The sequence below is a fragment of the Syntrophales bacterium genome, assembly GCA_035363115.1.
Lineage (GTDB): Bacteria > Desulfobacterota > Syntrophia > Syntrophales > PHBD01 > PHBD01.
Genome location: DAOSEM010000002.1, coordinates 349,567 through 364,186 on the forward strand (window position 1 = coordinate 349,567; position 14,620 = coordinate 364,186).

12 protein-coding genes are annotated in these 14,620 nt (G+C 62.2%); 1 reads left to right on the forward strand and 11 read right to left on the reverse strand.

Features of this window, described 5'->3' with window-relative positions; translation table 11 throughout:
- Positions 1–4: 4 nt before the first annotated feature.
- The 11 genes from PLO63_07060 to PLO63_07110 all read right to left on the reverse strand — a co-directional run bounded on the left by PLO63_07060 (position 5) and on the right by PLO63_07110 (position 12,345).
- Positions 5–1,336 carry a sigma-54 dependent transcriptional regulator gene (locus tag PLO63_07060; protein ID HOI73892.1) on the reverse strand — a complete coding sequence of 444 codons (1,332 nt, stop codon included), beginning with the start codon at positions 1,334–1,336 and terminating at the stop codon, positions 5–7.
- 3 nt (positions 1,337–1,339) lie between these two features.
- Complete coding sequence (gap, locus tag PLO63_07065) at positions 1,340–2,350, reverse strand: type I glyceraldehyde-3-phosphate dehydrogenase (protein ID HOI73893.1); 1,011 nt, start codon at positions 2,348–2,350, stop codon at positions 1,340–1,342.
- 10 nt (positions 2,351–2,360) lie between these two features.
- On the reverse strand, positions 2,361–2,924 hold the full coding sequence (locus PLO63_07070) for a GAF domain-containing protein (protein ID HOI73894.1): 564 nt from the start codon (positions 2,922–2,924) through the stop codon (positions 2,361–2,363).
- 96 nt (positions 2,925–3,020) lie between these two features.
- Positions 3,021–4,583 carry a radical SAM protein gene (locus PLO63_07075; GenBank protein ID HOI73895.1) on the reverse strand — a complete coding sequence of 521 codons (1,563 nt, stop codon included), beginning with the start codon at positions 4,581–4,583 and terminating at the stop codon, positions 3,021–3,023.
- Entirely contained in the window at positions 4,580–5,170 is a 591-nt protein-coding gene (locus PLO63_07080; protein ID HOI73896.1) for a hypothetical protein, read from the reverse strand. Before PLO63_07080 ends, PLO63_07075 begins: the two co-directional genes overlap by 4 nt.
- Positions 5,171–5,179: 9 nt before the next feature.
- Positions 5,180–6,655 carry a sodium:proton antiporter gene (locus tag PLO63_07085; GenBank protein HOI73897.1) on the reverse strand — a complete coding sequence of 492 codons (1,476 nt, stop codon included), beginning with the start codon at positions 6,653–6,655 and terminating at the stop codon, positions 5,180–5,182.
- A 106-nt stretch (positions 6,656–6,761) separates the two neighbouring features.
- On the reverse strand, positions 6,762–8,408 hold the full coding sequence (locus PLO63_07090; GenBank protein HOI73898.1) for an acyl-CoA synthetase: 1,647 nt from the start codon (positions 8,406–8,408) through the stop codon (positions 6,762–6,764).
- Between the two features lie 111 nt (positions 8,409–8,519).
- Positions 8,520–9,296: an enoyl-CoA hydratase gene (locus PLO63_07095; protein ID HOI73899.1), complete on the reverse strand. Its 777-nt coding sequence runs from the start codon at positions 9,294–9,296 to the stop codon at positions 8,520–8,522.
- 64 nt (positions 9,297–9,360) lie between these two features.
- Positions 9,361–10,323: a GGDEF domain-containing protein gene (locus PLO63_07100; protein HOI73900.1), complete on the reverse strand. Its 963-nt coding sequence runs from the start codon at positions 10,321–10,323 to the stop codon at positions 9,361–9,363.
- A gap of 245 nt (positions 10,324–10,568) precedes the next feature.
- On the reverse strand, positions 10,569–10,859 hold the full coding sequence (locus PLO63_07105; protein ID HOI73901.1) for a DUF3467 domain-containing protein: 291 nt from the start codon (positions 10,857–10,859) through the stop codon (positions 10,569–10,571).
- A gap of 40 nt (positions 10,860–10,899) precedes the next feature.
- Positions 10,900–12,345, reverse strand: a complete 1,446-nt coding sequence (locus tag PLO63_07110; GenBank protein ID HOI73902.1) for a radical SAM protein — start codon at positions 12,343–12,345, stop codon at positions 10,900–10,902.
- Between the two features lie 503 nt (positions 12,346–12,848).
- Between PLO63_07110 and PLO63_07115 the strand changes: the two genes are divergently transcribed.
- Entirely contained in the window at positions 12,849–14,576 is a 1,728-nt protein-coding gene (locus tag PLO63_07115) for an FAD-dependent oxidoreductase (protein ID HOI73903.1), read from the forward strand.
- Positions 14,577–14,620: the final 44 nt, after the last annotated feature.

The following is a 14,620-nucleotide window of genomic DNA, read 5'->3' on the forward strand; positions in this document are numbered from 1 at the left end:
TCCGTCAGGACCCGTTTTCCTTCTGCAGGCCGTAACGCTGGATTTTGCTCCGGAGTGTTTTCCGGTCGATACCCAGAAGCGTTGCCGAGCGGCTCTGGTTCCAGGAAGTCGTCCTGAGCGTCTGGATGATCTGCTCCCGCTCCGCCGCCTCCAGGGGGGTCATGGAGGGGGGGGACTGCTCGTCGGCCGTTTCCTGGCGGAACCGGCGCGGCAGGTTCTCCGGCAGGATGACGGCGAAGGGCGAGAGCAGGATCGTCTGCTGCAACACGTTTTCCAGCTCACGCACGTTCCCCGGCCAGTCGTAGGCCATGAACCGCTCCATGGCCTCGTCGGATACCCGCACGGTCGGGTGCCCGATTTTGTTCAGCAGGGACTTCACCAGTTGGGGAATGTCCTCCTTGTGTTTCCGGAGCGGCGGGATGTGAAGGCGGACGACGAAACGGTACAGGAGATCCGCCCGGAAGCGTCCGTTCCGCACCTCCTCGTCGATGTCCCGGTTTCCCGCCGCCACCACCCGGACGGAGGCATGACGGACGTCGTGTCCGCCCAGGCGCCGGATTTCCCCGTTCTGCATGAACCGCAGGAGTTTTCCCTGCAGGGCGGGAGACATTTCCGTGATCTCGTCGAGGAAGATGGTCCCATCCTTGGCGGATTCCAGGAGTCCCGGGTGGGGGTGGTCCGCCCCCGTGAAGGCTCCCCGCTCGTAGCCGAACAGCTCCGATTCGAGCAGCGTATCCGGGATGGCGCCGCAGTGAACCGGAATGAAGGGCCGGTCCCGGCGGGAACTGAACTGGTGAAGGGAACGAGCCGTCAACTCCTTGCCCGTCCCGCTTTCCCCCTCGATGAGGATGCTTGCTGAGGCGTCGGCGACCCGGGCCAGCTGCTTGTAGAAATTCACCATCGTGGCGGAGGATCCGATGAAGTGGGATTCCGTTTCCGCCTTGGGCTCGCCCTGCATCCGCAACTGGTGAAGGCTCCTGACCTCCAGGACTTTCCGGACCATGAGCCGGATGGCATCCGGGGAGAAGGGCTTGCTGATGTAATCCCAGGCGCCGAGACGGAGGGCCTCCATTGTCGTCTCCAGGGACCCGAAGGCCGTCATCATGATGACCGGCATCTGGGGAAGGGACTCGTGAACGGCCCGGAGAAACTGCAGGCCGTCCATGTCGGGCATCCGGATATCCGACAGAAGCAGATCGTATTTCGACAGGTCCTCCTCCAGGGCCCTGCGGGCCGAGGTCCGGGCCTGAATCTCGTATCCCTCCCGGGACAGGGCTTCCTGGAGGAACTCGCAGGCCACGGCATCGTCGTCGATCACGAGGATGCGAATGCTCATGAATCAAAGCCCCCGCTTGCCGATGTATTCGACCAGGTCGGCCACGCGGCAGGAGTATCCCCATTCGTTGTCGTACCAGGTCACGACCTTTGCCCAGTTGTCCCGCAGGATCCGGGTGAACTCGATGTCGACCACGGAAGACCGGCTGTCTCCCCGGAAATCGCTGGATACGAGGGGCATTTCGGCGACGCCGAGGATGCCTTTCAGGGACTTTCCGGCCGCGTCTCTGAGCGCCTGCCGCAGTTCGTCCGTCGTGGTCCCGCGGCTCAACTCCGCGGTGAAGTCAACGATGGACACGGTCGGGGTGGGAACGCGGAGGGCATAACCGTCGAAGCGCCCCGCCATCTCGGGCATGACCAGGGAAAGGGCGCGGGCGGCCCCCGTGGAAGTGGGAATGATGTTCTGGCCCGCCGCCCGGGCCCGGCGGAGATCGCGGTGCGGCAGGTCCAGGATCCGCTGGTCGTTCGTGTAGGAATGGACCGTCGTCATCAATCCGCGCTCGATGCCGAAGCGGCGGTGCAGGACCATCACCGGCGGCGCCAGGCAGTTGGTCGTGCAGGAGGCGTTGGACAGGATGTGATGCTTCTCCGGGCGATATCGCCTGTGGTTCACGCCCATGACGACCGTCAGGTCTTCCCCCTTGGCCGGGGCGGTTATGATGACTTTCTTCGCTCCCGCCTCCAGGTGGGCTGCCGCTTTTGTACCCTCCGTAAACAGGCCCGTGCTTTCGACGACCACCTGGACGCCGGCCTCGTCCCAGGGAATCTGGCCGGGATCCCGGAAGGCGAAACTCCGGACGGCGCGCCCGTTTACCGAGAACCCGTCCTTGCGGACGCGCACGTTCCCGGGGAAGCGGCCGTAGTTCGTGTCGAAGGAGAGGAGGTGGACGTTCGTGGCGACGTCGAACAGGTCGTTGACGGCGACGACACTTACGCTTCCGGGACAACGTTCCAGGATGGCCCGGAATACCTGCCTGCCGATGCGGCCGAATCCGTTGATACCCACTCGGATCATTGGTTTTCCCTTAGTTGTCATCGATGCGGAGTTTGTGGGCCGCCATCAGCTCACAGCGGGTCTCCAGCGCTTTGTGCAGGCGGGCGTTGTCGAGGGCGATGGCGCTCAGGTGGGCCACGGCCTCCAGGAAGCGGATCTCCCGTTTCGAGAAATCCCGGACCGTGTCGGTGTAGGCGCGGAGAACACCCAGGACCTTTTTTTCCCGGATGAGGGGGACGACCAGGACGGATGCGATCCCCTCCTCCCTGGCCTTGGGGCCGTACTGAAAGCCAGGATCCGTGCGGGCGTCCGGGACGATGCAGGTTTTGCCCCGGAGGGCTTTCCGGTCCAGCCCGCTGGCCTCGACCAGGATGGGGCCTTTCTGGAGGTAGTTCTCCGAGAGCCCACAGGAGGCCCCCAGAAGCAGCCTTTTCCTCCGGGCGTCCAGGAGGCGGAGGCTGGCGGCCTTTAGTCCCATGGCGGTTACCACGGACCGGACGATTTCCTCCAGGACCCGGTCCGGATCCAGGGAACCGTTGATCAGCCGGGTCACCTCGTAGAGAGACTCGAAGTAGTCATTTTCCTTGGATTTCATGGGATAGAACCTCAAAGGAGGTGGCAGATTTGCTTCGTACTGTACGGATTCCCGGTTCCGGCTGTCAATGAAAAAGAACCCCTGAAAAACACCGGTTCAATGCCGAATCCGGGTAAGGAACTCCCCCGTAAAAAACGGGGCGTGGTTGGAGGTGAACAGCGGCGGGTCCCGCCTCAGGATGGGGGCGATGGCGGGGTGCCTCCGGAATTCCGACTGGAGGAAACGGCGGACCTGGGGCCGGTCCCAGCCGCGGGGATGGCGGAAACCGTGGTAGAGTGACAGGTCCCCGTCATAGAATGGCCGGTCGTCCAGGTCCTGCATCCCGGTGCTTCGGACAGGCAGGTTGAAGACGGACAAGTTCAGGAAGCCGATGGATTCGCTGTGGCGGACGGTGAAATCGAGGGTTTCCCGGGCCTCCGGCTCCGCTTCCCCGGGGGTGCCGAACAGCAGATACACGTAGGAGGCAATGCCGGCTGTCCGCAGGCATTGCAGAGCCTTTGATGCCGTTTCCAGGCGGATTCCCTTGTCGAGGGAGTCGAGAATCTCCTGGCTCCCTGACTCGATCCCGATCTGGAGCATCACACACCCGGACCGCTTCAGGGCCGCGCAGAAGTCCGGATCCGCCAACTGGGCGGATACCCGGACGAATCCGTACCAGGGAGGTCCGGGTGGATCCTGGATAAGGGCCGACAGATGCGCCGGGGAGACGGCATTGTCCAGGAGATGGATCAGGGTCGGCCGAAACTCAGCGGCAAGGCAGCGGATCTCTTCCGCGGCCCGTTTCGGCGGGATCGGGCTGTACGGGCTGCCCTCAGCCCGCTCGGGGCAGAAGGCGCATTTGCCGTAGTAGCAGCCGGAGGAAGCACTGTACGGAAGAATAGGCCCGGGGGAAAGATAGGAGAGATCGGCGCTGCTCCCCTCCGGGCCGAGGAGGCTGCGGTAATCCGGCCGCGGAGGGAACAGGCCCGGGCTTTCCCCGAGGAGCGGAAGGAGCCGGGCCTCCCCGGGGCCGTCGATGACTTCATCGACCAGCCCCCGGAAGGGACGGGCGAATCCAGGCAGGCGGGCCCAGGATGTGGCCAGGCCGCCTCCGAGCAGGATGCACAGGTCCGGCTTCAGGCGGCGGAGGTGGCCGATCATCGCAAACGTGCAGAGGGCCTGGCTCAGATAGTTGAGGGAAAAGCCGACGTGTGTGAATCCTGGCTTGTCGAGCAGGGCGGATAAGCGGTCCCGGAACCATGGGAAAAAAGGGTTCTCATCGGGACGCTCGGCCGCCGCGAGAAGGTCTCCGCTTCGCAGGGGGGACAGGGCGGGATCCTCATAATTGGCCAGGGTCACCCGGGGGCGCAGGTCCGGGCGGGATCGCCCGAGCGCCCGGTTCACGTCGGAGACTGCACGACGGTACCGATCCGGGTTTTCATAGCCTCCGGTCGTCGTCAGTAGCCTGAGATTCTTCTTAAGGCCGGAGCGGGCCCGGCGGGTCCACGTGTCGACGGAATCCCCCTGGATCGTCCGTTCCAGGAGGTGCTGCAGGCCTTCCCGGTTTGCATCCAGAAGAAGATGGGGAATGTTTCGTTCCCGAAGTGCTCCCGCCAGCCGGGCGATGCCTGGCGGTGGCTCGCACGGCTTGGAGACCGGGGGATGGACGAGAAGGATCACAGAATCCGCTCACCGTAATCCAGGTGCAGGTCCCCCGGCTTCACTACCTCGAAGCGCCTCACCTTGTGATACAGGGCGAATACCTCCCGGATGGATCCGGACACCCGCCCTTTCCACTTCATTTCGTATTCGTGGAGGGGGGTATAGGCCTCCACGCCCTTTCCCGCGGGATCGATCTTTTCCTCGGGAACGAAGGGAGGATCCACGTCGACCCCTTCTGGGGGAACGGAGAGGAGACTCCGGAGGGAGTCGCCGACTTCCCGCGAATAGGTCTTCACGGAGAAGCCGAAGGAGGCGCCGGCGACTTCCCGGACGGAAACGACCTTCAGAGGGAGCGAGTCCTTCCGCCGCTGGAGGGCCTCCCGGAGGAGGATACGCAGCCCGGCCTCGACGATGACGGTGGTGCTCTCCTCCCGGTGCCCCATCATGCGGAAGAGGAGATCGAGCGGTTTCTCCTCGTCCAGTTCGTAATCGTCTCCGAAAAAGGTCTCACAGCTGATCCCCCGTCCTTCGAGAAAGCCGATGACGAATCCCTTCAACAGGTCGTGGCTTCCTTCCACAGTGACTTCATAATAGGTGGGATCCATGAACGCCTCCTAAAAAAAGATAAATGTTACCAGAATGAAAATGGGAATCAAAAACGGAATGGAATACTTGAACATGTACCCGAAGAAACTCGGCATGTCGACGCCGGCCTCCTCGGCGATGGACTTGACCATGAAGTTCGGGGCGTTGCCGATGTAGGTGTTGGCCCCCATGAACACCGCTCCCGCGGAGATGGCTGTCAGGTAACCGATGAAGGCCGGGTTCGCCGTGGCGGTTCCCGCCGCCAGCGCTGCCGGCACCTGGGCTTCGACCAGCCCCACTTTTCCCAGGGCCATGTTGAAGAAGGTGAGATAGGTCGGGGCGTTGTCCAGGAACGAGGAGAGGCCTCCGGCGGCCCAGAAATAGTGGGCCGGCGTCTGGACGGCCGCCACGAGGGGTGCCATGGCCCCTTCGAGGCCCGCCCGGAGAATCGCCAGGGCCGGGATGATGGTGATGAAGATGCCCGCGAAGAGCTTGGCCACCTCGAGGATCGGTCCCCAGGAGAATTCGTTGGCTTCCCGCAGGGCTCTCGGCGTGACCTTCAGGGAGATGAGCCCGAGGATGACGATGGATGCGTCCCGCAGGAGGTTCTGGTAATGGACCTCGACTTCGTAAAGGGTAAAGTGACCCGCTTTCCAGTATCCGCTCATGAGGATCGCCGCGATGACGCCCGCCAGGAGGAGGAAGTTGTACGTTCCGGAAATGCGGACGGGAGCCTGCTCCTCCAGGGCGGCTTCCCGGAAGGCTTTCTCTTTCCGGAAGTAGAAGATGTCGACGGCGAGGAACAATACAAGGAGCAGGACCGCCGTAACCAGCATTTCCGGCAGGATGCCCGTGGTTACCCAGAAGAAGGGCACGTTGTGGAGAAATCCGAGGAAGAGCGGCGGGTCTCCCAGGGGGGTCAGGGAGCCGCCGATGTTGGCCACCAGGAAGATGAAGAAACAGATCACGTGGGCCTTGTGGATCCGGTCGCGGTTGGCCCGGAGCACCGGCCGGATCATGATCATGGCGGCGCCGGTGGTGCCGACCCAGGAGGCCAGGAACGTCCCGATGAGGAGAAGGATCGTGTTCACGAGAGGCGTTCCCCGGAGGGAGCCCTGCACGACGATGCCGCCGGAGATGGTGAACAGCCCCCAGAGGAGAATGATGAAGGGGATGTAGTCGATCATGGCGATGTGGAGGATCGAATAGGCTGCCACCTGTACGTCGAAGACCAGGAAAGGAAGGGCGAAGGCGAGGGCCCAGAAGGCGGAGACCTTGCCGAAGTGGTTGTGCCAGAAGTGGGGGACGAACAGCGGGCACAGGGCGATCGAGAGGAGAATGCCCGCGAAGGGAACGACCGTCCACACGGGCAGGATTTTCCCGACGTGGTCGGCCGCCTCGTGCAGACCGCCGGAGGCCAGGCAGGTTGCAGGCTCCGCGAAGAGCAGGAGAAGTGCGGCGATCCATATCGCCGAGGTTCGATGGGAAGGTTGCTTCGTTTCCATGGTGTCCTCGTTTTGAATTTGGCCCATCGATAACAGAAACGGTCCTGCCAGGCAATAAAAAGCCCCCTCCCGGGGGGAGGGGGCTTGCCGCCGGATGCTCGCAGGATCAGCCCGGGGCGTCCTTCATGGAGATCCGCATTTCCCGTTTCAGGATCTTGCCGGTGGGGGTCTTCGGAAGGGCGTCCACAAAAACGACCTTCTTCGGGCACTTGAACGGCGCCAGGTTTTTCCGGCAGTGGTCCATCATCTCCTGGGCCGTCATGGTCTCGCCGGGTTTCAGGACGATGACCGCCGTGACGATCTCGACCCACTTTGGATCGGGCAGGCCGATGACGGCCACTTCCTGGACCCGCTTGTCCAGGTAGACGGCGTCTTCCACCTCGCGGGTGGCCACGTTTTCGCCGCCCGTCTTGATCATGTCCTTTTTCCGGTCCGCCACGGTGATGTAGCGGTCCTCGTCCATGATTCCGATGTCGCCGGAATGGAACCAGCCGCCCTTCATGGCCTCTTCCGTCTTGCCCGGCTCCTTGAAGTACATGATGAGCGCATGGGGTCCCTTGCCGCAGATCTCGCCGGGGACGCCCGGGGCCGCCACGACCTTCCCCTCGTCGTCTTCCAGGTGCGTTTCCATATTGAGGCCGCCCATGCCGGCGGAGCCGATCTTGGCCAGGGCGTCCTTGGCCTTCAGGATCGTATGGTACGGCGCCAGCTCCGTCTGGCCGTAGTAGTTGTAGATCCGCACGCCCGGCAGACGCTCCATCATTTCCTTGAGGATTTCCATCGGCATGATGGAGGCGCCGTAATAGCACTTCTTCAGGCTTGACAGGTCATGCTTGCTGAATTCCGGGTGGCGGAGCATGCCGATCCAGACAGTCGGGGGCGCGAAGAACAGCGTGGCCTTGTACTCGGCGATGCTCTTCAGGATCAGACTTATGTCCGGCAGGATCAGGACGTTCGTCCCGCCGACCCAGAAGATGGGGTTCATGAAGACGTCCCGCTGGGCACAGTGGTAGATGGGCAGGGCGTTGATGGAGATGTCGTCCTCGTCGTACTGGCCGTCGACGATCGTGCCCACGTACTGGGCCATGAGGGCCTGGTTGCTGATGATGACTCCCTTTGGCAGCGCCTCGGTTCCGCTGGTATAGGTCATCTGGCAGGGATCCTCGATGTGGAGGATTACCTCCGGCTCGTCGGCTGGATACTTGGAATACCAGGCATCGAAGTCGATGAACCGGTCGTTTGCGGGCGGCTTGCCGGCCCCCTGGTTCGACCAGATCCAGGTCTTCACCGTCGGCATGTCATCCTGCACGTCCTTGACCAGGTCGAACAGGGCGTCCTCGACGATGAAGGCGACGCTCTCCGAGTGGTCGATGCAGTAGGAGATGTCCTTGCCCCGGAGCAGGTAATTGATGGCCAGGTAAATGGCGCCGATCTTGGCGCAGCCGAGCCAGGTGATGACGTGGTGAATGGTGTTGTGGGCCAGGATGGCCACCCGGTCGTACTTTTTCACGCCTAAGGCGATGAGAGCGTTGGCCACCCGGTTGCACTCGTCTTCCAACTGGCTGTAGGTGAGGGTTTTTCCCTGGAAGATGACCGCCGGCTTGTCCGGATAGTGGTAGGCGCTCCGGCGGATCATGTCGGCGATGACCCAGCGGTTCACCTTGTTGTAGCGGTTCATCAGGAATTCGAGGTTATCCTTGTTGATGACGTTGTAGCGTTTCTTTTCCTCTTCCGTCAGTGGTGCCCAGACCATATTCGGCCTCCTTCAGCTCGTGTCAAAGGTTGATGAATGATGGAATAAACCAAGAGGGCCATGCCAGAGCTGACCGGCGTTTTGTCTCACCTCCTTCCCGTCGGCACGGATTCACTTGCCTGTCCAGAGGGGCTTTCGTTTTTCGAGGAAGGCCTGCATGCCTTCCCGGGCGTCTTCGGCAAAGAGATTTCCGACCATGATCTCGCCGCCGAAGTCATAGGCCTGTTGATCGTTCAGGTTCACCTGGGTGTAGAAGGCACGCTTGCCGATGGCGAGCGTCAGGGGGCTGGCCTGGGCGATCTCTTCCGCCAGCGACCGGGTCTCCATGTCCAGGCGGTCGAGGGGAACCACGCGGTTCACGAGTCCCCAGTCCAGGGCCTCACGGGCGGTGATCAGGCGCCCCGTGAACAGCATCTCCAGGGCCCGTTTCCGGCCGACGGCCCGGACCAGGGGGATGGCCGGCGTCGTGCAGAACACGCCGATCCGGACCCCCGGCGTTCCGAAGGTCGCGCCCTCTTCGGCCACGGCGAGATCGCAGGCCGCCACGAGCTGGCAGCCCGCAGCGGTGGCGAGGCCCTGGACTTGGGCGATCACGGGCTGGGGCAGCTCCTGGAGATTCTGCATGAAGGAGCCGCAGACCCGGAAAATCTCCCGGTATTGCGTCAGGCTCCCGTCCACCATCTGGCCCAGGTTGTGACCCGAGGAGAAGACCTTTCCCTCGGCCCGGATGATCAGGACCCGGACGGATTCTTCACGGGCGATGTTTCCGGTCAGGAGAGTCAACTCCCGGAGCATCTCCAGGGAGAGTGCATTTCTCCTCTCCGGGTGGTTCAGGGTGAGGATTCCGAGAGGGCCGAACGTCTCGAACCGGATGAACCGGAATTCCAAGAGCTCCTCCTTTCGGGATCCGGCGGACCTGTCCGGCCGGACTGCCACGGGTTGTCGGAACGGATCAGCGGGAGGCCTGGTCCCGGCCTTTGCTCTTCGCCCGGTACAGGGCCTGGTCGGCGCCTTCCAGCAGTTCCCGAGCGGTCTGACCGGTCTTTTTCGTGGCCACACCGACAGAAATGGTTGGATGGGGAAGTTCTCTTCCCTCCAGGGTGAGAGGAGGGGCTTCGCGCATGGACTGGCATAGACGCTCTGCAATCCAGTCCGCCTCGGATTCATCGATGTGGGGGACAACGATGACGAATTCGTCGCCGCCGTAGCGGCCGATCGGCTCGGAGGGACGGAGATGTCCGGAGAGTAGCCGGGCCACCGAATGGAGGATCCGGTCACCGTACAGGTGCCCGTAATGGTCGTTGAGGCTCTTGAAATGGTCGATGTCGATCATGAATACCGTCAGCGGGATCCCGCCCTTGTCGCAGCGTGTGCAGAGACGGTCCAGGGCGTTGTCGATCCAGTGGCGGTTGTGGATTCCCGTGAGGGCGTCAACGCTTCCGTAAAGCTGGTAGACCTCGTCGAGGCGGCTGTTCCTGGCCATGACATGATCCGTGTTCCGGAGCCGGCAGGTCAGGATGAGCAGGAGATTGCATGCCGCCGCGTGGGAAGAGTGGACCAGGGACCAGAGGATATCCTCGTCCATGACCAGGAGCTGGCAGATTTCGTTCGCCACGGCATATGCAGAGGTCTGCTTGCCGTCGAGGACGGACATCTCGCCGACACTCTCCCCGACGCCGAGGACGGTGATAGGGTCCGAGTCCATGGTTTCGAGGTGGATTCGCACCTTGCCGCTCAGGATCAGGTAGACCTCCGCGTTGGTGCGGCCGGGCTGGATGAGGATTTCTCCCTCCTGCAGGGTGCGCAGGCTGCAGGACTCCAGAAGACCCATGATGGAATCCAGGTTGACGTAGCGGAAGAGCCGGATGCGCTCCAGGTCTTCCCGGGGGATTTTGTCGACAAAGAGGGCAGTCATGGGTTGTTTTTCCGATGAGAAATTTGTTCCTTATAAATGGCCTGCGGCATTCTGTCAAGAATAGCCCTGTAGAATGTCCGGATGGACACCGTGGTCGAAGTCACCCTTTTCCCGGGACGGGCAGGTTCTCTTCGGGGTGGGGAACGTAGACAGCCCGGACGTCCCGGCCCATGCACGGTGGCATGTACGCCGACGGATATCCCGCGCGGCCCGGAGAACCTTTCTGCTCCTGCAAGAACCGCGGATCAGTGAAAATGAGGATCCGCCGAATCCCTCACAGGAACGCCGCCGAACTGCTCCTCGTATCGCTCCAGGTTCTTAGAGAGCACCTCGACGATCCGCTTCGCATGAGAGGGGCTCACGATGACCCTGGACACCAGGTGGATGCCCCCGGGAGAACTCAGGAGCCAGTCCAGGATGAACTCCTCGGGGTTATACGCCACGGCCAGGTTGTTGCTGTAGCGTCCCCTGGCCATGTCGTCTCCGGTGAGGATCTGGACGCCTTGCTGGGGGGGGGCCGTCGATTCGTTCGACATTGGAATCTCCTTTCATTGCTGAAACAGTTGGAAACGGTGTTCAAGCCTCTTCCTGGACCCGTCTCTCCAGAAGACGGATCTCCCTGGCCGTTTCCGACGGATCGTCCGGCCGGATCGTCCGGCAAAGTTCCGTGAAGACCGTCGGACTCTTCCGGTGCAGGAGGAATTCAAGAAACGCCAGATCGTAATACACCCGGCGGGCTCCAAAGAGCGGATCACCGCCGTAGACAAGGCGATTCATGTCCCGGGCGAGATCACAGAGGCGGAAGAACCGTACCGGGTCCAGACCGCGGCGGGGGGCGAAATGATCCATGCCGTCGGTTTCCCGGAGAAGGCCGTCCCTCCGCAGTTCCTCCCGTAGGGGGGTTCCGGGGTAGGGAATAACGGCCTCCGTATAGGCGATATCGGCGCCACTCTCAAAGATTCTCTTGGCCAGATGGATGGTTTCCGTGACCGTTTCCTGCGTGTCCAGGGGGCCCAGGAGGATGAAGTTCACCACCGGGGTGAGATCCTGCTCGATGCAGAGAGAGACCGCCCGGAGAACGTCTTGCGGGCCGATGCCCTTCCGGTAGGAGTCCAGGATCTTCTGCGAGCCCGACTCGGCGCCGATATACAGGGCGCGAAAGCCGGCTTCCCGCAGCATGCCGGCCATCAGGGGGATCCGGCAGAGATCGTCGGCCCGGCCCTGGGCGAAGTACTCGACGCCCCGGTTCAGGCTGCCGCCGGCAAGGGAGGCGCAGATCTCCCGGATCCGCCGGGCGTCCATGGTGAAATTGTCGTCGGTGAACATGATCCGTCTGGCTCCCTGCCCGATGAGAAACTGGATCTCGTCCAGGAGGGAGCCTGCGGAACGCATGCGAACGGTCCCGCCGTAGAGGGAGCGGATGGAGCAGAATGTACAGCGGTGTGGGCATCCCCGGCTGGAGGAGAGGCTCCGCGTCCGATAGCGATCGTTCTCCACAAGATCGTGGCCCGGGAGGGGGAAGACGTCCAGGTCGGGTTCGGGCGGGCGATCCGGTGTGACGACGATGCCCCGGGAACTCCGGAAGGTGATCCCCTCCATGCTCCCGGGATGATCTCCCCGCAGAACCGCCTGTGCCAGGGCCGGGAACGTCGCTTCTCCTTCGCCCCGGACGACGGCGTCGATGAACTCGTGCCGGCGGAGCAGTTCGTCGTGGAGAACCGTTCCGTGGACTCCTCCCAGGACGGAGAAGATGTCCGGATCTTCGTCCTTTGCCGTCCGGAAGACTTCCAGGGCGGAAGGAAAGCTGTTCGTCAGGGCCGTGACGCCCAGGATCCGGGGGCGACCGCCGGCGATCCGCTCCCGGAGAAGGGAGAGCCCTTCCCGCGGAGACGGGGCCAGATCCAGGTCGAGGATCTCGACGCCGATTTCCTGCCTCGGCAGGGGGGCCGCGACGGAGGCCAGACCGAGAGGAGGAATCTCCGCACGGCCGTTGAAGAAAGGATTGACAAGGAGAACGTCCATGAACGGATTCCCGTTTTCTGAAGGTTCGGGGAGTTGCGGCTCGCCTTGTCCGGGAATGCCGTCGTCAAGACGCGCTCCGCCGGTAGGGCATCCGCGGGTATGATTCCGGAATGAACGGCCCAAGAAATAGGATGAATCATCCGGTCTGTCAATGTGGAATCCGTCCGGATCGCAGATGCGGGGAAGGGGGGCGCCTTGCGCTCCCGCCGGCGGATGTCCCTGAAACGATTCCCGGACACCCTGCATACCCGTCTGGAAGCCGGATGTTGATAAACGCCGCGACCTTGCACCGAAAGGGACTTGACAGGGATGTCATCGGATGTCATTGAAGAACCGAAGCATGAATGTTTCCGGAACGAAGCCATCGTCAATCCGTCAACGGTCTTACCATCCCCCGATCAGCCTACAGGTCGTCATGCAGTTTGGAAGCCGGAGCCTATCCGGTGCACCAGCGGCAATCGATCCCCCTCCCCTTCATGCAATCCAGCGAAAGGAGGCTTTCCATGTCCGAAACGAAATCAGACCGGCGCATATCCAGGCGTTCGTTTCTCAAGGGAACCGCCGCCGTTACAGGAGCGGCGGCACTAACGGGCATCGGCGTCACGGAGGCCGCGGCGCGCACTGCCATCCCCAGGAAATGGAACCTGGAGGCGGACGTCGTGATCCTGGGATTCGGCGGCGCCGGGGCATGCGCGGCCATTGAGGCGGCCGAACGAGGTGCCAGGGTTCTTGTCTTGGAGAAACAGCCAGAAGCAAAACTCATCAACAATACAAGGATGTCCGGGGGGATTTATCACTGTCCGGACCCGACAGGTGACCGGGCGGCACTGAAGGAATACGCCAAGGCCATGTTCAGCGGAGAGAACATCCCCTGGAAACTGGAAGGGGAGCAGCCGGAATGGTCAGACGGCCTGGCCGAGGCCTGGGCCGAGTATGCCCCGCAGAACGTCGACTTTCTCCAGAAGTTGGACCCGCAGTATAAGACCGTGGGCTTCTCGGCCTTTGCCGGGGCGGCATTCCCAAAATTCCCGGGCGCGAAAGACTGCAAGTATCGTGTGTTCGGGAGCACCTTCACCGGGCAGGCCAGCTTCAACGAGGCGACGATGAACAAGCCCAAGATGGAGAAGATGAACGGCGAGGCATTCTTTTACGTGCTGGCCGAGGGTGCCCGGAAGAAGGGTGTCAGGATTGTGTACGAGACACCGGCAAAGCGGCTTGTGCAGAACGACAGGGGAGAAGTCATCGGTGTGATTGCGGCCAAAAAGGGTGGCGGTGAAGTCGCCGTCAGGGCCAGGAAGGGCGTTGTCATCACGACCGGCGGGTACGAGTACAGCAAAGCCATGAGAAAGGCTTTTCTCGAGGGACCGGGTGTGGAAGGCTGGGCGTTCTATGGTTCTCCGGATAACACGGGCGACGGCATTGCCATGGCCATGGCGGTCGGTGCAGGCCTGGCGAAGGTGGGGAAAGCGGCATCGAGAATCATCACGGCGGTTCCCCTGCGGTATCACGGCCTGAAGGCGGGTCTGATCACGCCGGCCGTGGGACGTCCGAACGCAATCGTCGTCGACAACTACGGCGATCGTTATGCGGCGGAACATCTCGTGACGAAAGACCCGAGCCGCTACTTCTTTTACAAGGAGGCGGTAAAGTTCGACATCCTCGAGCTCATCTATCCCCGGGTTCCCAGCTGGTTTGTTTTTGACGAGACCCTCCGTTCGACCTTCACCATCACAAATCTCGGGATCTCAACCGCCGGTTTCGGAATCGTCCCCTGGTCGAAAGACAACATGGATGCCGTTCGCAGGGGATGGATCCTCCAGGGGAACAGCATCGAGGAGATTGCGGCAAAGATCAGGAACCACCCGGAGAACAGAAAACTCATGGATTCGCAGAGGCTTGTCAAGGCCGTGGCAGGATTCAACGAATCGTGTGCCAAGGGAAAGGATGAGACCTTCGGCCGGCTGGCCGCCACCCTGAAACCGGTAGAGAAGGCGCCCTTTTATGCACTGCCCCTCTACCCGGGTGGGCCGAATACAAAAGGCGGCATCGCCGCCAATGCTGCTCGGGAGGTCCTGACTTGGGAAGGCAAGCCCATTCCAAGGCTCTACACGGCCGGCGAAATTTCCTCGGCCTTGAAGTTCGTCTACCAGGGCGGCGGAAATCTGACGGAGTGCATCGTCTTCGGCCGGATCGCCGGAAAGAATGCCGCGGCGCTGAAACCCTGGAAATGAAGGGGTGATTTGACATGAAGCGAAACCGGATCGGAAGAACGTGC